The sequence below is a fragment of the Flavobacterium nitrogenifigens genome (assembly GCF_003254565.1).
GTDB lineage: Bacteria > Bacteroidota > Bacteroidia > Flavobacteriales > Flavobacteriaceae > Flavobacterium > Flavobacterium nitrogenifigens.
This window is the reverse complement of sequence record NZ_QJRI01000162.1, coordinates 34076-53816: the sequence shown is the minus strand read 5'-3', so window position 1 is coordinate 53816 and position 19741 is coordinate 34076. Positions and strand designations below refer to the sequence as shown.

General features: G+C 39.8%; 18 protein-coding genes. 14 read left to right on the top strand and 4 right to left on the bottom strand.

All coding sequences use genetic code 11. From position 1 onward, the window contains the following. The first annotated feature begins 17 nt into the window (after window positions 1-17). On the top strand, window positions 18-1043 hold the full coding sequence (locus DM397_RS03830) for a hypothetical protein (protein WP_111376269.1): 1026 nt from the start codon (window positions 18-20) through the stop codon (window positions 1041-1043). On the opposite strand, the gene DM397_RS03825 is transcribed toward DM397_RS03830, so the two are convergent. Together DM397_RS03825 and DM397_RS03820 are read right to left on the bottom strand one after the other, a co-directional pair. After that, window positions 1028-2149: a PepSY-associated TM helix domain-containing protein gene (locus tag DM397_RS03825; protein WP_111376268.1), complete on the bottom strand. Its 1122-nt coding sequence runs from the start codon at window positions 2147-2149 to the stop codon at window positions 1028-1030. The genes DM397_RS03830 and DM397_RS03825 overlap by 16 nt on opposite strands. A 45-nt stretch (window positions 2150-2194) precedes the next feature. Beyond that, the gene (locus DM397_RS03820; RefSeq protein WP_111376267.1) at window positions 2195-4642 is read right to left on the bottom strand and encodes a TonB-dependent receptor; all 2448 of its coding nucleotides are present in this window, start codon (window positions 4640-4642) and stop codon (window positions 2195-2197) included. 836 nt (window positions 4643-5478) lie between these two features. Between DM397_RS03820 and DM397_RS03815 the strand changes: the two genes are divergently transcribed. The 8 genes from DM397_RS03815 (at window position 5479) to DM397_RS03770 (ending at window position 13021) form a co-directional block, all read left to right on the top strand. Beyond that, window positions 5479-6432: a hypothetical protein gene (locus DM397_RS03815; RefSeq protein ID WP_142479123.1), complete on the top strand. Its 954-nt coding sequence runs from the start codon at window positions 5479-5481 to the stop codon at window positions 6430-6432. 781 nt (window positions 6433-7213) lie between these two features. After that, the gene (locus DM397_RS03810) at window positions 7214-7522 is read left to right on the top strand and encodes a hypothetical protein (protein WP_111376265.1); all 309 of its coding nucleotides are present in this window, start codon (window positions 7214-7216) and stop codon (window positions 7520-7522) included. Window positions 7523-8340: 818 nt separating this feature from the next. Further along, the gene (locus DM397_RS03800; protein ID WP_111376263.1) at window positions 8341-8937 is read left to right on the top strand and encodes a class I SAM-dependent methyltransferase; all 597 of its coding nucleotides are present in this window, start codon (window positions 8341-8343) and stop codon (window positions 8935-8937) included. Between the two features lie 122 nt (window positions 8938-9059). Then, a complete protein-coding gene (locus DM397_RS03795; protein WP_111376262.1) occupies window positions 9060-9638 on the top strand; it encodes a PhnA domain-containing protein in 579 nt (192 codons plus the stop codon). A gap of 74 nt (window positions 9639-9712) precedes the next feature. After that, entirely contained in the window at window positions 9713-10099 is a 387-nt protein-coding gene (locus DM397_RS03790) for a DUF983 domain-containing protein (protein WP_239457789.1), read from the top strand. A gap of 489 nt (window positions 10100-10588) precedes the next feature. Beyond that, entirely contained in the window at window positions 10589-11272 is a 684-nt protein-coding gene (locus tag DM397_RS03780) for a Crp/Fnr family transcriptional regulator (protein ID WP_111376259.1), read from the top strand. Between the two features lie 126 nt (window positions 11273-11398). Further along, window positions 11399-12181, top strand: coding sequence for a YoaK family protein (locus DM397_RS03775; RefSeq protein ID WP_317048798.1), 783 nt, complete (start codon window positions 11399-11401; stop codon window positions 12179-12181). A 72-nt stretch (window positions 12182-12253) separates the two neighbouring features. Then, on the top strand, window positions 12254-13021 hold the full coding sequence (locus DM397_RS03770; protein WP_111376258.1) for an HD domain-containing protein: 768 nt from the start codon (window positions 12254-12256) through the stop codon (window positions 13019-13021). Between the two features lie 232 nt (window positions 13022-13253). On the opposite strand, the gene DM397_RS03765 is transcribed toward DM397_RS03770, so the two are convergent. Next, complete coding sequence (locus DM397_RS03765) at window positions 13254-13508, bottom strand: hypothetical protein (RefSeq protein ID WP_142479122.1); 255 nt, start codon at window positions 13506-13508, stop codon at window positions 13254-13256. Between the two features lie 439 nt (window positions 13509-13947). Here DM397_RS03765 and DM397_RS03760 point away from each other — a divergent pair, with 439 nt between their 5' ends. Beyond that, complete coding sequence (locus DM397_RS03760; protein WP_111376256.1) at window positions 13948-14628, top strand: aspartate/glutamate racemase family protein; 681 nt, start codon at window positions 13948-13950, stop codon at window positions 14626-14628. 79 nt (window positions 14629-14707) lie between these two features. Here DM397_RS03760 and DM397_RS03755 read toward each other — a convergent pair whose 3' ends face one another. Then, the gene (locus DM397_RS03755; RefSeq protein ID WP_111376255.1) at window positions 14708-15688 is read right to left on the bottom strand and encodes an AraC family transcriptional regulator; all 981 of its coding nucleotides are present in this window, start codon (window positions 15686-15688) and stop codon (window positions 14708-14710) included. Between the two features lie 263 nt (window positions 15689-15951). Between DM397_RS03755 and DM397_RS03750 the strand changes: the two genes are divergently transcribed. The 4 genes from DM397_RS03750 (at window position 15952) to DM397_RS03735 (ending at window position 19681) form a co-directional block, all read left to right on the top strand. Next, a complete protein-coding gene (locus DM397_RS03750) occupies window positions 15952-17130 on the top strand; it encodes an FAD-dependent oxidoreductase (protein WP_111376310.1) in 1179 nt (392 codons plus the stop codon). A 178-nt stretch (window positions 17131-17308) separates the two neighbouring features. After that, on the top strand, window positions 17309-18856 hold the full coding sequence (locus tag DM397_RS03745; RefSeq protein WP_111376254.1) for an alkaline phosphatase family protein: 1548 nt from the start codon (window positions 17309-17311) through the stop codon (window positions 18854-18856). Window positions 18857-19161: 305 nt separating this feature from the next. Further along, on the top strand, window positions 19162-19344 hold the full coding sequence (locus DM397_RS23775; RefSeq protein ID WP_162615458.1) for a hypothetical protein: 183 nt from the start codon (window positions 19162-19164) through the stop codon (window positions 19342-19344). Window positions 19345-19384: 40 nt separating this feature from the next. Then, window positions 19385-19681 (top strand): hypothetical protein, encoded by a 297-nt coding sequence (locus tag DM397_RS03735; protein WP_142479121.1) that lies wholly within the window; start codon window positions 19385-19387, stop codon window positions 19679-19681. The last annotated feature ends 60 nt before the right edge of the window (window positions 19682-19741 follow it).

Sequence of the window (19741 nt, the reverse complement as noted above, 5' to 3'; positions counted from 1 at the left end):
TTTGTAAAAACATAAATATGTTCCTTTTGAAAAAATATTTATCAATTGCAGCTTTCCTGTTCTTGCTGTTTTCCTGCCAAAGTGAAATAGACGAACAAAACACTACTTCGCAGGGGACAATTACTGCTGTTTCTCCGCTTACAGCTTATCTGCAGAGGGTTGCGATGGTTAAAACCGTACAGGACAATATGATTGACGGGTCGAGTTATTGCACTATAAAACTCCCGTATGCCGTTACGGTAAACAATGAGAAGATTGCGGTTAATGCCACAGCCGATTATCAGAAAGTTTTGGATAACATCAACGCCAGCAATTATGATGAGGATATTGTAAGAATAGATTTTCCGGTAACGATGGTCTACTACAATTACATCGAAAAACTGATTCCAAATCAGGCAGATTTTGATTCTTTGATTGATTATTGGAATCTCTATCCGGATCTTTTATCCAAAATCAACGGTCTGAATATCAATTATCCGATAACCATTAATAGCTACAACAGCACCAATCAAGCAGCGGGTTCTCAATCGATAGTAAGCGACGAGGCCTTTTTCAATTTTATTAAAAATTTAAATGAAAGCCAGTACATATCTCTAAAGTACCCTATCGCAATTACGGATTATAATAGTCAGATAAAATCGATTTCAAATAATCTCGAGTTTGAAAATGCCATTAAATATGCCATAGACTATTGTCCTGAAAATAATCTTGTGCAGTTGGATTTTACAGCAGCCATCACAAAAGGTTCTTGGGAAATACCCTATTTTTATGATGGCACTGTTAAGACTTCAAATTACAGCGATTATTCATTTGTATTTAAAACAGATAAATCGGTAGTTGCCAGCAAAGCAGGAGTTTCAGAAACTGGGCAGTGGGAGAGTTCAGTCCAAAACGGGATTACGGCAGTAAATATAAGTTTTAGCACTGGAGTGCTTTCTAAATTGAATTTTAACTGGAAATTGTTTGAGTTTAATAATTCTCAGATACGATTGCGAGACGCAGGGGCAACGACTAATTATCTTTATTTTCAGAAGAAACAGTAACGGTTCTTTTTCTTTCTTCCCAACCAGATAAGAAATCCTGTTACGGGTAATGTTGCCGCAAATAGGCAAACCAGAAAAGCTAAGATTTTTGTTGGATAGCCATAAATGCTTCCCGTATGGATCGGATAAATTAGGCGTCGCACTTTATCTCCGCTGCTCAGGGATTCATATGGCCTAATTTTCAAAAGCTTGCCTGTATATTTGTCAAAATAAGCCATGCTTGAAATATTGGGAATGGATTTTTCAAGATTCAATTTAATAGCCATAATGCTGTTTATGGTATCAGATGGAATTCTAATCTGCGTATCGCCTTTGTATTTATAGATGTTTTCTGTTTTAGAAAGTATGTTTTGATAGAAATAAGTTTTGTCCATTTTTGGATCTGTTTTCGTCGGATTTTCAACTTTAGCCGAAGGTTTTTTACCTGTTCCATCTGCTAATAGATAAATGCCGCTTTCAAACCATTTGAAAGACCACGTTAATCCAGTCAAAGAGATTATCAGAAGGAATAGAAAACTGTAGAAGCCAAAATTGGAATGAAAATCCCAATTAACCCTTTTAAAAGAAGCGTTCCATTTTACGGTCAATCTCTGCTTTAGGTTTTTTGTCTTTTTTGGCCACCATAAAATTAGCCCCGAAAGCAGCATGAAAACAAAAATAAGGCAGCTGCAGCCTGTGATAAACTTTCCAACTTCTCCTAGAATTAAATGGCGATGCAGATCTAAAATGATAGAGAAAAACCTGCTTTTTTCTGGAATTGCAGCCAATACTTTTCCCGTATACGGATCTACTGAGAAAACCTGATCCTTTTTATCGGCATCTGTTCCGGAAATAATTGCGGTTCTCGCCGGATCCTGATAAGTTTGGATTCGGTCTAATGCTGTAATTCTGTATTGTTTTTCAATGGAAGCAAGGTAAAGATCGACAGGCATTTTTTTTGTTCCGATGGCAGAAACTTTATAGAATTCAGGATGTATAAAAGAATCAATCTCTTCTTCAAAAACCAGAATGCTTCCGGTAAGGGCTGCAATAAATACAATAAGCCCGGACGCTAGTCCGAGCCATAAATGTAAATACCCAATATTTTTTTTAAATGTTTTATTCATGCAGATAGGAGATGAAAAATATTTTTTAAATGCAGTTAAAGCTATTTAGAAAGAATAGCCAAGGGTCAAAAGCCAGTTTGAAGGTGCTCCAGGGAATAAGCGGATATAGTCGTATCCTCCAACCCAATAGGTTTTGTTTAGAATGTTATTAGCATTCAGCTGAATTTTAAACTTATTGATATTATAGTAAAAAGCGGCATTGAATAAGGTATATCCAGGAAGCGTTTCCGTAGTGGTCTGGCTCATGGTGCGTGTTGTTGCAAAATTAGATCCCATTGCGATTCCAAAATCTTTTAAAGCGCCATCCGTAAAATTGTAGCGAGTCCAGATATTGCCCTGCTGTCGAGGCGTATTTGGTTTTTGTCTTCCAATTTCGACTTCAATGGGGCTTTCTGTAATAAAAGCTTCATTATAGCTGTAAGCGGCAGAAATGCTCCAATTGCGGGTGATATTTCCATTAATATCAATTTCGATCCCTTTAGATTCCTCCTCACCAATAGATCTCATTAAATCTGGATTCGACGGATCATTTGCAGGATACAATGTGTTTTTCTGCTGTATTTTGAATAAGGCAACCGTCACAAAAAGTTTTTCGTTGAACCAGGATGATTTTCCTCCAAATTCAAACATATTGCTTTCTAATGGATTAAATGGCCCTCCTGCATTTGGATTTGCCAGAGTAGACGCCGTTTGAGGATTATAGCCCTGAACATAAGTTCCGTATAGGTTAATATTTGGATTAAGGGTATAAGTAAGGCCAAAACGCGGTAAAAACGAATGCTGTTTTACTTTTGTTTCTGTAGCTTTTTTGTAATTTACTTTATCTGAATATTCATCGTAGCGAATACCGATTAAAGCCTGAAAAGCGCCAAATTTAATATGGTCCTGAATATAGATTCCATACAATGAATAATAGGTTGGGTCAACCTGGCGCGCCGCATAAAAATATTTGCTCATATCTTTTAGCTGCTGCGATGCAAATGGATTGCTCAAATCAAAATGAGCTACGTTTGGCACTGGATTTCCTTTAGAATCCAACAAATAATTGGATTTGTTTGCAGGGTTATAAGTGGCAATAAAGCCATTGTTGGCGGCATTTCGGTAACCGCTTGCAGTCAATTGCGAACCTCCTGCGGGAACCTCTTCCTGAGCATAATCAAAACCAGCTATCAGATTATGGCCTAAAGCGGCTGTTTTAGCTTCGTATTTAAAGAAAGTGGAAAGATTGTCGATATAACGCTTGCGCTTGCGTTGGAAAACCTGCATTTCAATTGCTGTTGGGATTGTAGACCCGTCTGCGGCAGAAGCATATTTATTGGCACCGCGATGCTCTAAAAGATCCTCGTTGTAGCCCGTTCTGATATAAGATCCCGAAAACGATAAGCGATCTGAAAACTGGTGATTTAAGGAAGTTGTAACGATATAGGTTTCCTCTTTTAAATAATCGTTTGTTGAGTTTAACGAATTTGAAATTTTTGTAGAGTAGAGGCTGTTTTCGTAAGTGGATTGTCCGCGGTCCAGATTTCCATTCGAACTGCTGTAGATCAAATCAAAATTTACGCTTGTTTTATCATTCGGAAGAAAAGATAGGGAAGGAGCTACAACAATATTCTTATCGTATTGCAGATCTCTGAATGAGTTGGCATTTTCGTAACCTAGATTCAGACGGTATAAAAGCGATTTATCTTCGGTTAAAGGGCCTGTGAAATCGGCTAAAGCTCTTAAAGTGTTGAAACTTCCCGTAGAAAAACTCACACTGTTTGCTGCCTGATCCAAAGGTTTTTTGGTCACACGATTTAAAACTCCTCCAGGAGAAGCATTTCCAAACAGTGCCGATGATGGTCCTTTTAAAACTTCCACACGCTCCAGATAGTTTGCCAGAGGCTGTTTCCAAAATCCGGTAGAGGTTCGCATGCCATTTAGCAATTGCGTATTGCTTCCTCCGTTTATTCTAAAACCTCTAATGGAGATATCGTCGTAAAAAGTAAACTGGCTTACACCGCTGAAATTTTTTACTACGTCGCCCACGCGAATTGCTCCCTGATCGGCAATTAACTCTTTTGTGGCATATGAAACAGCCTGCGGTAAATCCTTTAAAGCGATTTCTGTTTTGGCACCGATAAAAGATTTGGTATTTCGATATGATTTTTCTTTGCGTCCGGTAATTTCTACAGTCTGCAGCGCATTGATGTTTTCTTTTAAAGTAATGGAAATATCGAGATTTTCATTTTCATGCAGTTCAACGTTTTTTTGTTCTGCTGTGAATCCCATCGCAGAGAAATAGACTGTATAGTTTCCGGCAGCAAGATTTGCAATTTCAAAATTTCCCTTGTCATCAGAAACAGCATTCTTTTTAGGACTTTTAATTGATATGGAAGCGTAAGAGACGGCTTCGTTATTTTCGGAAATAATTTTTCCGGTAATTTTAGCATTTTGCGCCGAACCAATATGCAGAAAGGCGAGCAGTAATAAGAAAGAGAAAGTTAATTTCATGGCGGTTATTTATTTTTCGTCCGCAAACTTATTATTTATTTAGACTAAATACAAATAATTTAAATATTAGAAGCCATTTGTTAAACAAGGGGCAATCTCCGCGAACTAATTCTAGCTCCTTATTTTTTAATTCTGTTTGTTTTTGAACGGATTAAATTAATCAATGGAAAATATTTAAGTAATTGGTTTTTACCGTTTTATTTAGGTTTGACTAAGGACATCTTTTATTTTTAATTTAGTAAGGCAGGATTCTTCCATTTTAAAAGCAGTTACCTAAAAGTAAGTGAATTTGAAATGAGAGATATTATTTTAGCATTTAATTTTGGAGGTTGCATCCAAAGCCAAAACCTGCACCCCGATTTTGACACGGAAATTTTCGCAGTTTTTATAAATTTCGGAGGAGTAGGGATGAGCTGGAGATTGGGTGAGACTAATATATAAGTAAAAGGAGTTAGGTGCTATTTATACAGATTAGCGGGTAAATAAGGCAATGCAGCGGCTTTCTTTTGGCCGGCCAAGAATAATAAACATAGATAAAAGCGGTTCGGATACTGCCGTTATCAAAGTCCATAACAAGCGTTCGTTTTGCAAATTGGCCGTATAATTTTTGGATTCAAGATTGCTTCTAGATTTATTTGAGAGATGCGGCAGAATCTTATTATATTGCTTTGGAACCACGAAATGAAGAAATATAATGCAATACGTATTTATACTGATTTTTTATATCTATCTTTTTCTTAATTTTGATAGCAGCGTGTAACAGAATTGGACAGCAAAGATATATCCAATGTAAAACGATGCAATGTATGGCAACGAAGAGTTATAATGACAAGAAAATGGGAACCTACATTTTTGGTTCGGTGCTTTTAGTTTTTTTTATTTATATTTTTTTATTTTCTCCTGATACTCTTCCATTTTACAAGCAAAGAATGATGGCATTTGCCTCATCTTTACTGGCTGGCCTATTTGCATTTTTTCTTTCAGGTTCGGTTAGGCTGACTGGGCAGTCTCCGGAAACTAAATTTGGAAAAATTACTATGCAGGCTGGTTCCGGTATTGCTGTTTTTATTCTTGTTTTGATCTGGTGGATGGTATCACCGCCAATTTCAGCTGATAAAGAAATAAAAGAGGCTGTAATGGAATTATCCGCTATTAAAATTAAAGATATTACGGCAAGAGTTACATTTCACATAGACAATGCTGATGAAAGAGCGCCTGACTTCTTTAAGAACACAGCAGAATTGGAATTAAGGATAATCGAGGATAAAGATCTAGATTCTCTTAATGTACAGGGATGGAAGAATGGTTTTTTTATCTCGGGGAATTCATTAGATATAATATCCAGCACTCAGCTGTTTGACAGAAAATTGATCCAGAGCGTGGACTTAAGCTCTATTGAATTGATAAGGAATTATAGGGATTTTAAAGGAAAAATCAATAGTTTAAAAGATAATAAAAAGTGGGCTAAATCAAGTTTTGAGGGGCTAATGCAGGTTGTGGAAACTAATAAATGGCTTGATAGCTTAAAGAGAGGCAGTGATAGTCTGGATTTTCCTGTAACATTTGATGATTTTCTTGCCTTATACAAGGTAACTAATAAGCAAAAGATCGAACTGACAGAATATGATTACCGCATTAAAGTTTATCCGATAAGAGCAAAACTGGAAGTTTTTAAAAACGATTCGCTTGTAGGAATATCTGAAGGCATTGTCGTTAAGGTCTGGGAACACGATGAGGACGTAAGAAATCTTTTTGTGGTTAAATTTCCCGTAACCAAACTTAATCTTTAAAATAAGCAGAGGCATCTTTCTGCCGCCTTAAGAGAGCCTTTGTTAGAGGATGTCTTCAAGAAAGGGAAACCAGAATAAATTTTTGTTTCGGATAATTGCTCTTATTTGTTTTATTTCCAGTTACAGTTTGCATCCCCATTTAGTTGGTTATGCGTTTTTTCCTTTTTTCTAAGTTTTGGTTTTGGCCAGTGGCGCAGAAGGGGCTAGAAAGATTCGCAATTTTAATGGGAAGATCTTGAATTCACTTTTTTTATTGGTTTGCCGATTTGTCTCGCGATTTTTTTAAAATATTAAAAATGTTGCCGATACGTTTGTCTTGAAAAATATTTACTTGATTTAAATCAAATTTTTTGCAAAGCATTTAATTGTATTTTAGTCTTTGGAGACTCCTAGAATTGAGCAGCGGCTATTATCAGGATTTTAGTAGGATTTATTTGTTATGGAACTATAGGGCCAGAGATTAGCCGCTAAATCTCTGGTTTTATTATTTAGGCAAATTATGATATTAGTTTTTTGACATGACCCGGCTATTTTAATTCAGCTCATTGCCAATTTCCCCAGAAGGGTTTTTCTCGGTTTCGGCAAGCTATTTGAGTACTGTCTGCCGGCATTAGACAGATCAAAGATGGCCGCCATTTTAATGATGATAGGCTGATCTGGAATACGGCTGTTCAATTTTTCACAGCTGGGCGATGCCGCTAACTTTTAGTCCGAATAAAGCGGAAGATATCAGAATGTAAGTTATATATAAGCCTATAACGGTTTTGAATTTTAGAAATATATGGATCAAATGGATATTGGGAAGGAGAAAGGCAGGTGCGAGTTTTTAGATCAGATTTTGATCGTTCTAGGGCATGCGTATCCCTGCAGCGTGGCTTTTGAAGAAATGGCCGAAATGTTTTGCGGCCCTGGCAGCGGCGCATCCTTATCGGGCAGCAGCATCGAAATTGAGTCAAGAGTCATGGAGGCCTTATTGGAATTGGAAAGTTTAGGCCTTGTGGCTATAGATTCTAATAGCGATGAAAGCTCTCTCAGCGTTTTAGGATTGGAGCGGATTGCCGGAAAAAGATTTTTTTTGCGGCTTGTATGATTTTTTTATTGGTCTGCATTTCCATCTGCAATGCCTTTCTGAAATGGAGAATGGGAAATATAATGCGGTTCAATCAAGATGCATACGCGAAGAATGCGTGCAATATAAAGATAAAACGAAAGGAGTGTGGCAATGTCGTGGGCTTAATAAAGGGCTTTGCGTTTTGGAGCCTTAATTTAGGGCAGCTCTTATATCGCTGCTGATTTATAATTGAAATCGGAATCCTTTGACGGAATTCTTGATTTAAATCAAAAAAATAGTTCGGATATTTATGCTATTTTCGCTTCTCACGTTCATGGGAATGAGAATGATTTTTAGGAGAATTTCAGACAGCTAAAAATCAGACTTTTTTGTTATTATTGCCGCCAGAGATTTAGCTTCTTTAATCTCTGGTTTTCTTTGCAAGGGATCTTACTATTAATTCATTTTTAACTATAGCCAACTATTTTTGAATCCTGCGGCATCCCCAAAAAAAAGCTGTTTGCTGCTTTTGCTTTAATTGGAAAAGCTTTTTGGGGAAGCGCTGCTGGAAAGAAGATGGCACTTTTCCGGCTTTAAGGGCAGATTCTAAAAATATCCTGCCCTCTATTTATGCCATGGGTTATTTATTTATCTCTAATGGATAATATTCGGCTGCCAAAGTGGCCAGTTATATTACATTTTCTGTCCATTCTTTTTTTTTTGATTTAAATCAAATTTTATAAAGATATTAATCAGCTAAATATATTGGGACTCTCTATATTTTTGCCACTTGTAAAATTATTCCATTTAGCAGGGAAAATTAAGCCAACTGCAGCAAATGCAAAAGTATTTATAAAATGATTTTTGAACAGCTCAAGCAAAATAGATCTATTGATGATAACGAGTTTAACCAAGTGTACCCTATTAGGATAAAGAAGCTGGCTGCCCGCCATTGGACACCTGTAAAAATAGCCAGAAAAGCGGCTGGTTTTTTGGTGGACAAACCTGGTAAAAGGGTATTGGATATAGGCTCGGGGGCTGGAAAATTCTGCCTTGTGGGGGCCGCTTTAACCAATGGGATTTTTTATGGGGTCGAGCAAAGGGAATCGCTTATAAAATTATCGCGGAAAATTGCCGAAAAATATAAGATTGATAATGCAGAATTCATACACTCAAATATTATGGAGATATCTTTTTTGGATTATGACGCTTTCTATTTTTTCAATTCATTTCAGGAAAATATAGATCTAACGGCCCGCATTGACAAATCAATTGATCCAAGCGAGGAACTGTATAATTTATATACAGCTTATCTTAAAGGCCAGCTGGAGAAAACTCCCATTGGCACAAAACTGGTTACCTACTGGAGCAATTGCAGAGAGGTTCCAAAGAGTTTCAGCCTAGAATCCGTTTCGCACGGCGGGGTATTAAGCTTCTGGAGAAAAACGGCTTAAATTGGAGCATGAAATCTATAAACGCTGCCAAATAGAATCAATTAAAATAGGGACTGTGAAGGATATATGGATTTAAAATATGTTCTGAGAAGCCTGTAAACTTTATTTCCAAATAAAATAAAATGAAATTAGAGGAATTATTAAAAAAGAGAAGCGGAAATGTCTGCGAATTGAGCGACATCAATAAAAATCTAGTTGCTTATGAAGTTCCGCCAGCCCAAAATAAAGGGGCGGACGGTTGGATTTTAATCAATGAGAAATGCCTTCGCCAAATTGAAAAAAAAGAGGAATTGGATGATGCTTTCTGGAAAAATTTTCTGCCAATATCAATGTGGAGCGAAGTGCCGGCCGTGCAGGTGGTGTCATGGCGCATGCTTAACCGGTTTCGCAATGAAAGCTGGGCAGCCGATGCGCTGGATATGATGTATTTGGATGATGAAAATCTGCAATGGGCAAAAGCAGCCGGAGACCATACCGATGACGGGGCCATTAATTTCCACAAAGACAGCAATGGCAATATCCTGCAAAATGGCGATACGGTGACCCTTATCAAAGATTTGGATGTAAAAGGTTCGTCTTTAAATGCGAAAGTCGGCACGGCAGTTCGAAACATCCGTTTGGTCCATGGCAACCATGAGCAGATCGAAGGGAAAATAGAGGGGCAGGCTATCGTGATTTTAACCAAATTTGTAAAGAGATAGTCCCTCAGGGCATCTATAAACTTAAAATTAAACCGTGGCTCATGGATTTGGAGCTTTAAATGGATATTTCGAAGATGAAGAAAGGAAGCAGATTAAATAGCATTTTAACGGGAAGCTGCCCTAAATGCCAGAATGGGAATATGTACGTGGATAAAAACCTGCTGCATTTGGGCTCTGTTTTAAAAATGCATGAGAAGTGCAGCCATTGCGGGCTAAGATATCAGATAGAGCCTTCTTTCTTTTTTGGCGCAATGTATGTAAGCTATGGGTTGAATGTCGGGGTTGGAATTGCTGTTTTTGCCATCTCATATCTTATTTTTGATTCCGGAATAAAAACATCGTTTATTGCAATTACTGCAGTGCTGGTAATTTTGTTTCCGATATTGCTGCGATTATCCCGAAATATTTATATCAATATGTTTGTCTGCTATGATCCGAAAGCGGCAATAAAAAAAGAATAATTTAAAAAACTCCTGACCGGAAAAAGGAAGAGCGTTTAACTGATGCTCTTCCCTTTTTTTAGATTATCTGATATGGCATTGGCAGTGGCGGCAGCCTTTTGCCTTATGCGCTATGATAGCGCACTTGTTTTGCATTGCCGGTTGCCAAGTTTTATAGCTATAGCGCTTGCACTGGCTGTTTTTTCTGTGTTTTTATCGGCCAGCATTCAGATTAGATAGGATTTCTTTAAATGCCCTTATGGCTCTTTCATTGGACAATAGGTGCGCCGCTAGAGATTTCTTCATTGGCAGATTCTTTAACGCTTTTAAAATTTGCGACGGACCGGTCTGCAAGGCACAGCGACATATGCCGGCTTATCATTTCAGGGGTCAATGCTGCAAAAGCAAAAGGTTTTGAAATCGATCCAGCTGATTGGAACGGCGTATAAAACTTGATTTAAATCAAGTTTTATATGGAGTAGGGAAAAATATTGTAGCTTTGATACAGCTATGATTTCAAAATTCATCTTCAATAACCAGTATATTTTAAATGAGCTGCCCCAAAGCGATAGGGACCTGCTTGAAAAGGTGATGCAAAGCAGAAAGTATGCTAAAAACCAGACAGTATTTACCGAAGGGACGCTGCCTACAGGCATTTTTTATATTCAGACAGGCAAGATCAAAAAGCACAAGGTCGATAATGATGGAAGGGAGCAGATTATTTACATCTACAGTTCAGGAGAGTTTTTCGGCTATACGGCCATACTAAGCGAGAAGGCATATGGAGATAACGCTGTGGCCATTGAAAATTCAGTCATTTCATTTATATCCAAAGAGGATTTTTTTAATATTCTTAATAATTCTGCAGTGTTTTCGCGTCTGCTTTTAAAATGCCTCAGCCATGAGTTTAGCGTGGTGGCAAATCTAATGGCTGTTTTATCGCAGCGGACCGTAAGGGAGCGCGTAGCGCTTAGCCTATTGATTCTGCATGATAAATATAAAACAGATGATGGCCAGAAAAATGTTTTTATTACCCTTTCCAGGGGGGATCTGGCCAAAATGGTAGGCACTGTAAATGAAACTCTGGCAAGGGTGCTCCATGATTTTAAGAATGAAAATCTTATATGGATGGAAGGGCGCAAGATCCAGCTGGTTAATTTCCAGCAATTGATCCGCATAGCCAATTTTTATTGATGGCAAGGCTATGAAGATTAACTGATCTGGCCAGGCTGGGCAGAATTTTGTTTGAAGAGAGGAAAGCTGCCCCTTCTTTGCAGCAATATGTTAAGGAGGCAAAAAGAAAAATTGCCCTATTTACAAATGAAAGGCATTTTAAAAGTAATGCTTCGCCAACTTATAAAAGCACTGCTGGAAATGTTTAAGCACCGAGGAAAAAAAAGAAGTTTGAGGCACAATCTAAAAATTGCCGCCCTTCTCTCGTCTGTTGCCGGGATGGTAAATGTGGCAGGTTTTTTTTCAGTCCAGACCCTTACCACCAATGTGACGGGCCATTTTGCGTTTTTTGTAGATGAAATCTTCAAGCTTGATCTCTTAGCGGCATTGACGTGCTTTGGCTATATATTTTTCTTTTTTATGGGCTCTTTCACATCGAGCCTTCTAATGGAGCTGGTAGTGCGCAAAAGAGAAAATATCGTGCATCTCATTCCTGCCTGCATTGAGATTGCAATTTTATTTTTTATTGCCTTCTTTGGAGATGGCTTAAAGGCCGGTTTTCCAAATTTAATTTCCTTTATTCTGCTTTTTGCAATGGGAATGCAGAATTCTTTTGTTACAAGAATCTCAAATTCCGTAGTGAGGACCACCCATTTAACCGGCCTATTTACCGATTTGGGCATTGAGCTGTCCCAGCTTTTCTTTTATAGGGAGCAAAATAGGAAAGCTGAACTTTCCTCTTCAATTAAGCTGCGGATAATTATTATCAGCTTTTTTTTCATTGGAGGCATTACAGGAGGCGTTTTTTATTCAAAAATAGGGCTGCAGGCATTATTTCTTGGAGGACTTATATTGTTTGCGGGCTTAATTTATGACAATATTAAGCTAAATGTAATCCTGCTTGCGCGCAAATTAAAAAGAAAACAATAGCAGATCAAATCCAATCCGATCTAATCTAATCTAATCTAATCTAAAATATAAGTTCTATTAAATCTTACCAAAATGGAGTATAAATATTATATCAGCAGCCACAACGGCATCGAAACGCTCTATAGAATTAAAGAAGGCAGAATTGGAGATTCTGCAGGCACTTTGGAATCTTTCCAAAATGGACGGTGGAATGGCGATTTGAGCTCCTTAAAATCTTTTATGAGCAGGTATGCTTCCGGCTGGCTCGATGAAGGCGACGCCATGGATTATAAGACAGCCATAAGGGCATTAGGAAAAAAAGTGGATGAGGCCAGAAGTTTTGCGGCTGAAAAGCATGGAAACCAGAAATATGGAAAATACCCCTATGAGGTGCACCTTGTAAATGCAGTTAGCGTATTGCTGCGCAATGGCATTTTGCCTGACACTGAAATGAATATCGATTTATGGAGCAGCGCTTGGCTGCATGATGTGCTGGAAGATACAGATACGGACAGGGATGAAATAATTGACAGGTTTGGGATACATATTTTTGAAATAGTATGGTCCCTGACTGATGGCAAGGGGGAAAACAGGAAAGAAAGGAAACAGGCAATGTATGAAAAAATAGTCCTGAACCAAAATGCAATCATAATCAAACTCGCTGATAGGATTGCCAATCTGGAATTCAGCATCATTGGCAATAATCAGGAAAAAATCAAGCTGTATGCCGATGAAAATGATGAATTGAACAGCTATTTGGCCGGCAGGATTACTGAAAAAGAAGGGCTGGTGCTGCTGGATTATCTCAATGGCCTGGTTGGCAGAATGAAACTGCAGCACTATAACAGATTGGCTCCATAAAATCTTCACTAGCAGATTCATATGGGGGGAGTGACTGTTGAATTATTGGAAGGAGGGAAATCCAGAGAAGCGATGGCTCAGATTTTTTAGGCATATGCAATGCTTTTTTATGAGCTCTTCCCGCTATACGCTGCACGTGAGCGTTAGCGGACTGGCGAAGCAAGTTCCAGCGCACTATTTTGGGCACGGATCAGGCAAATGTGCCTGGCCGAAATTGGTTGGCGCAAAATTTTCAGCCGTTTATTTTGTCCATATGGTAGCGCGAGAGCCATTTTTCCATTTTCTGGAGCGGCTGTATTTCTTCAGGGCTGCCTGTGGGGTCCAAAAGCCCTGTTATGGTCCTTGAGTAATGGAATTTTTTATCTTCAAAAAGACAGGTGAACCTGGGGAATTCGTTGTGGGATACCAGCCATTGGTTCTGCTCTGTCTTTTTTATTTCAAACTTCTTCATTTTTCTTAAGCTTTCCAGCATCTTCAGGAATTCCAATGAAGCAATGTTTCGGAATTTTCTAAGAGTGTAGATTGTATAGTGCAAAATTAATGGAATATTGCCGGCATTGGATGCTTTAAATGGAGAGATTGTTTTTTTTTTGAGTTTTTTCCGCTTTTCGGTTTACCCGATCTATCGACGACTGGGGAAGGAATCTTTTTTGGCCAGCTGTGTATCAATTTTATGTGATGATATTTTTTTGGAGCTTTCTTCCCCGTGCCATCGGATTTTCTCTAATGTCTAGACCGCGGTGACAATATTGATGAAATTGCGGGCAAGGTTAAAAGGCAGTATTTTGTGTAAATTAGCAGACGTAAAACAGCCAAAGTTATCTATGTCTTTTGGAAGAGATGTGTTTAATGATCATTTAAAATGAGAGCATCGGCTCTGAAATCGGCAGGCAGTTGCAGGCTAAACAGCCATAAATTAAGAAAACATGAGAAAAATAGGATTGGTAGGCGGCATAAGCTGGGTGTCAACATTGGATTATTACAAGTTTATCAACGAAGGTGTAAATGCAAGGCTGGGCGGACTGAATGCCGCCCAGTGCATCATCTATTCCCTTAATTTTGGGGATGTTCAGGCCAAAAGCTGGGAAAATTCCTTTGAATTACTGTTGGAGGCCTGTGAAAGCCTTAAAAGAAGCGGGGCAGAAGGCATTGCCCTATGCGCCAATACAGCGCACCTTTTTGCAGACAGGCTTCAGCAAACCGTGAGACTGCCCATTATCCATATAGGGGAAGAGACCGCAAAGGCCGTGAAGAGGCAGGGGCTTAAAAAAGTGGGATTGCTGGGCACAAAGTTTACCATGGAGATGGATTTTTATGCCGGCAAGATGCAAGAGCATGGACTGGAGATGCTGATACCCGAAAAAGAAGAAACAAGGGATTATATCCAATATACGCTAAAAGAAGAGCTGGGTGTTGGACTTATCAATCCTGAAACCAAAGCCAGCTATATTGCCATTGCCAATGATCTTGTTGTCCGTGGTGCAGAATGCATCATTCTGGGCTGTACGGAAATCCCAATGCTCATCAGCGAGGATGATTTTGCAGTGCCGGTTTTTGATACCGCAAAAATACATTCGCAGGCCATCGTGGATTATATGCTTTCATGAGGCGTTTTTCCATGATTGAGAACAGTTAGTGTTAGTGAGAACAGGTGTTTTTATGTAATAAAGAAGCAGCTACACTGACTTATCTAGAGCGTCTAACCTGACTTGGGGCAATGCCGAACTTTTTTTTAAATGCATTGCTAAAGTGCTGCAATGAATAGTAGCCCAATTCAAATGCGATTTCAGAAGCCAGTTTTCTGCCGTCAAGCAGATCGTTTTTTGCCAGCTCTAAACGCAAGTCAGACAGGTAGGAGAAGGCTGTCTGATTAAACATTTCTTTAAAACCCCGCTTCAGCTTGTATTCGTTTATTCCTGCTATTTTGGACAATTCTGCCAGTGTGGGAGGCGACTCAATATTTTTACCCAGATAATCGCGGGCAAATACGATCCGCTCTTTGTCGTAATCATGTTTTATGTATTGGGATTTTGAATTTTGAAAAGCATTGAATGATTCCGCCTGGAGAACAAGCAGCTCAATTGTTTTGGATAGAAGAAACAATCTTTTTAATCCGCTGGAGTACTCACAATTCAAAATAGAATTGATGCAGGTCTGTATGGGCAGATTGATATTGAGATTGGAATTTGAAAAAGCCGAAGGGGTTCCCGAAGCTATTTTGCCGGCAAACCTTTTAAGGGATTCATTCCCGTCTTTGGACATTCTCAAAAAAGAATTCTTTTCGAATTGAATCATAAATGACTTCATCCGCAATTCATCAAATTTCATTTTGCCTTCAGCATTGGTGCCATAGAATAAATTGTGCTGATTTTTATTCAGCTCAAAAGAATTGTCCATTCCATCCTGTTTGATGGAGGTTCTTCCCTGGAGGTTAAAATGCATGGCTACCAATTCCGTATCTCCTTTCCAGTCCAGTTCGACAGGGCTGTCAAGATTAGTTTCAGAATATAGAATCTTGATGCCGTCAAAAAGCCATTGCCTGCCCGTTACTTGCCCAAAAGGCAGGTTCATTTCAAAAACGTCTTCTTTGAAGCCGTGATTGCTAAAATCATTTTCATCAAAGGCTATTTCAAGCGCCTTTTTATCATTTTTTAATTCAAATCCCATTGCTCCTTAATTTGCCAGCCTGACTCCTTTTTTTGCAACTCCGTTTTCTGCAAGCTTGATAGTTTTGCATAGTGGGACAAAGCAGGGAACAGACAATAGCAAATTTAGAAAAAACTCTGCAGACTGATGCTTCACAGAAGGATTATTGAAGCTATGGCTTGCAGGAAAAGAGATACAATGGGGAAACTCAGGGTATTGCTGGATCAGTGTTTTGCGCTAATTATTTAAGGAATAAAACGGATTATAAATCAAATAGAAAAGCAATGGATAAAAAAGCGATTATAATAGGCGCGGGCGCAGCAGGGCCAATACTGGCTCTACAGCTGAAAAAAATAGGCTTTGAGCCTGAAATATTTGAATCGAGATCAGAAGAGAATATAAAAGAGGGCGCCTTTTTAGGCGTCACTCCCAATGGTCTGAATGTATTGAAAGAATTTGTTGATTTGAAGCTGCTCAAAGAAGATTATGCTCCCGGTTCGATGAAATTTTTTAATTCCAAAGGAAGGCAGATAGCAGAACTGGGCACGGCCTATCAGAAGCAGCAGTATGGAGCAGAGACCATTCAGATTAAAAGGGCAAACCTGAACCGATATGTCCGAATGGCGGCAAAAGCTGCAGGTATAAAAATAAACTATAATAAAAAATTTCTAAGGTATAGTGAGGCAGACAGAAAAGTGACCGCATATTTTGCTGACGGAACTGAAGCCGTAGGCGATATTATGATAGGCTGTGACGGAATGTTTTCCGAGGTTAGAAAACAGCTGTTTCCTGGAGTTTCCGCTCTCAAATACACCAAACTTATCTCAACTGGCGGCTATGCGAAGATTCCTGAACTTTCAGAGCCGTTGGATTCAATACAGATGACTTTTGGCGAAAGGGGATTTTTTGCCTATTCGGTTTCTGATAAGGGGGAAGTCTGGTGGTTCAACAATTACTTTAGAGAGCTGCAGCCAAAGCGGCAGGAAATGGAAAAAACGCTAAAAGCCGAAATTCAGAAACATTTAATAGATGTCCATAAAAATGATGATCCTCTGTTCTCTAAAATTATAAAAAATAGCCATGAGATTATTGCCTATCCGATTTACGATGTGCCTAAGCTTCTGCATTGGCATAAAGGCAGGGTCTGCCTTATTGGAGATGCGGCGCACGGCATTTCTCCTCATATTGGACAGGGAGCGTCATTGGCTCTAGAAGACACAATTGCAATTGCCGAGTCATTAAAATTGCATGGCGACTACAGCACTGCGTTTCAGATTTTTCAGTCTGAACGCCAGCCCAGAGTAGAAAAAATAATAAAAAGCGCCAGAAAAACTGGTGATTCTAAAACCAGGAGCAATCCAATGGGAGCATGGTTTCGTGACCGCTTAATCGGTTTTTTTATAGGCAGGCAGATCCAAAGGCTTGATTGGATTTATGGCTGGACCTATTCACCCAAGAGTTAAATTTGAAGCGGTTAAAGACTGATAAAACGGCCATTCTTTTTTAGGAGTAAAGCAATTTCAAGCTAGGATAAGTGCGCCTCTGGGGCCAGCTTTTAAAACAGGTAGAACTACTTGCGCAGGCTTGGCTTTAATTGCCGTAATTTACTTATATTTAGTAACTTAAAAAAACAGCTGGAATATGGAAAATGCAAACCAATTTGACGGACTGGAAACTTTTGAGCATATTGTGGTGCTTATGCTGGAGAACCGCTCATTTGACAATCTGTTAGGCTATCTCTATAAAAATGGCGAACTGCCACCTGAAAAGCCTTTTGAAGGGCTTTATAATCCCAATATTGACTATGCGAACCCCATTCCAGCCAGAGCGGCGGGCTATCCAGAGAAAACGGACATTTCCCCTTCGCGGGCGGTGAGCTACTCGATGCCCTATCCGGATCCGGGTGAGGAATACCCTCATGTCAATACGCAGCTTTTCAATTCCATCATCCCTGAGAGCAATGTAGGAGCGGCTGACTATAAAATGGCACCGCCTTATAATCTGCCGGCTTCCCCGGGCGAGCCCAGCATGAATGGCTTTGTCAACGATTACGAAAATACGCTCAGGTCAGCTTACAGCATTGATAATCCTACCTATGAACAGTATGAGGTGATCATGCAGTGCTTTGAGCCGGACCAGATTCCTGCAATGGCCACTTTAGCCAAAGAGTTTGCGGTTTTTGACCACTGGTACTGTTCGGTGCCGAGCCAGACCTACTGCAATCGGGCATTCTGGCATGCGGCAAGTTCAGGGGGAAAAGTAATTAATCCCCTTGGTGAGGATGGAACAGGTTTTCCAGGCATTGATGGCGATCTGCATGGGATGGATTCATGGATAAAGGATGTCTGGTCGCTGCCGACCATCTTTGACCGCATGAACGATAATAATGTTTCATGGAAGGTCTATTCGCCTATTGCGCCTTTGAGCCTGACCTATATAGTCAATGGAACCGGCGAGGGAAAAGACAATACGCACGGGCATCTCGATTTTTTCTTTGATCTGGAGTTTGGCACCCTGCCGCAATACTGCTTTGTGGAACCCCAGTTTCTGCATAAGCACAATGACCAGCATCCGTCGGCAGTGAACCATGAATTGGCTGTCGGGACGGTGAAGCTGGGAGACGAGCTCATCGGCGAAGTGTACAATGCCATCAGAAAAAGCCCCAAAAGGGACAAGATACTTTTCATCATCACCCATGACGAGCACGGAGGCTGCTATGACCATGTGGCGCCGCCAGGTACGGTACCGCCTGCTGCTGGCATGAAAGGCGAGTGCGGTTTCGGCTTTGACCGTCTAGGGGTGCGCGTTCCGATGATAATGGTGTCTTCCTATATCCAGCCGCAGACGGTAGTCAGCGGACAATTTGAGCACACTTCATTCATAAAGACGGTTTGCCAGAAATGGCAGATGGATCCGCTGACCGATAGGGACAGGGATCCTGAGGTTTTGCCATTTACAGAAGTTTTTTCTAATCAGAAAAGGGCAGATTGGCCTGAAATTCCGTCAGGGATTGACTTAAGGGAGCTGCTTCCTGAACCGGACACCAGCGGGGATCCCTTAAACGGGCTTCAGAAAGCCATGCTAAGCAGCCTGCTGCATATTGAGAAGGCCAGAGCGCTGGGCAATACCCAAAAAGAAGAGATACAGACCATTGGCGATATGATGGAATTTATAAAAAGGTTTCAGTGACCAATTGCCGAATGTTTTAAATTATGAAGCCCCTGAAGACTTATGTTTTCAGGGGCTTTTTAAATCTTCGCAAAGCAAACGCCCTTTGTCTATTTTTGATTTTGGGCTCATTGAAGCGTTCAATATAGGGTCTGATAATTGGCTGCAGATGAATTAAATTAGGGGGCAGAAACCAGAGATTAGAGCGGCTAACCTCTGGAGCCAATGCGTAGGGTACCAAAAACATTTTTCTTTTTTCTGTTCTCAAAAATAACTGCCACCCAATTATTCCAGTACAATTTACGGCTTAATTTTCTGATAAAAAAATGATTTTAGTCTGGCCAATATGGTGGGCACCATTAACGAAACCCTGGCTAGGGTGCTTTATGATTTTAAAGATGAGAGGCTTAGCTGGATGGAAGACAGAAGGATATAGCTTCTGGATTTGCAGCAGCTGGCCAATGTCGCCAACTTTTAATTCGGATAAAGCCGATGATATCGGAATATAAATTATATATTAGCCACTTATGGTTTTAAATGCAAAAAGATATGGATCAGACGAATATAGGCAAGAAGCAGAACAAGAGCGAGTTTTTAGATCAGATGCTGATCGTTCTTGGCAGCGCTTATCCCAGAAGCCTTAGTTTTGAAGAGATGGCCGAAGCGCTTAGCAGCCCTTCTTCCTCTTGGTTTTCATCGGCCAACGGTATTGAAAATGAGACAAAAATCATGGAAGCCTTATTGGAATTGGAAAATTTTGGGCTTGCTGCCATAGATTCCGATACCGATGAAAGCTGCCTCACCATTTTAGGCCTGCAGCGCATAGCGGCAAAAAGGCCGATTTAGCGGATCTGCACTTCTTCTGTTTCCAATATCTTTTTTTTACTATGCCCTGGTCCATTGACG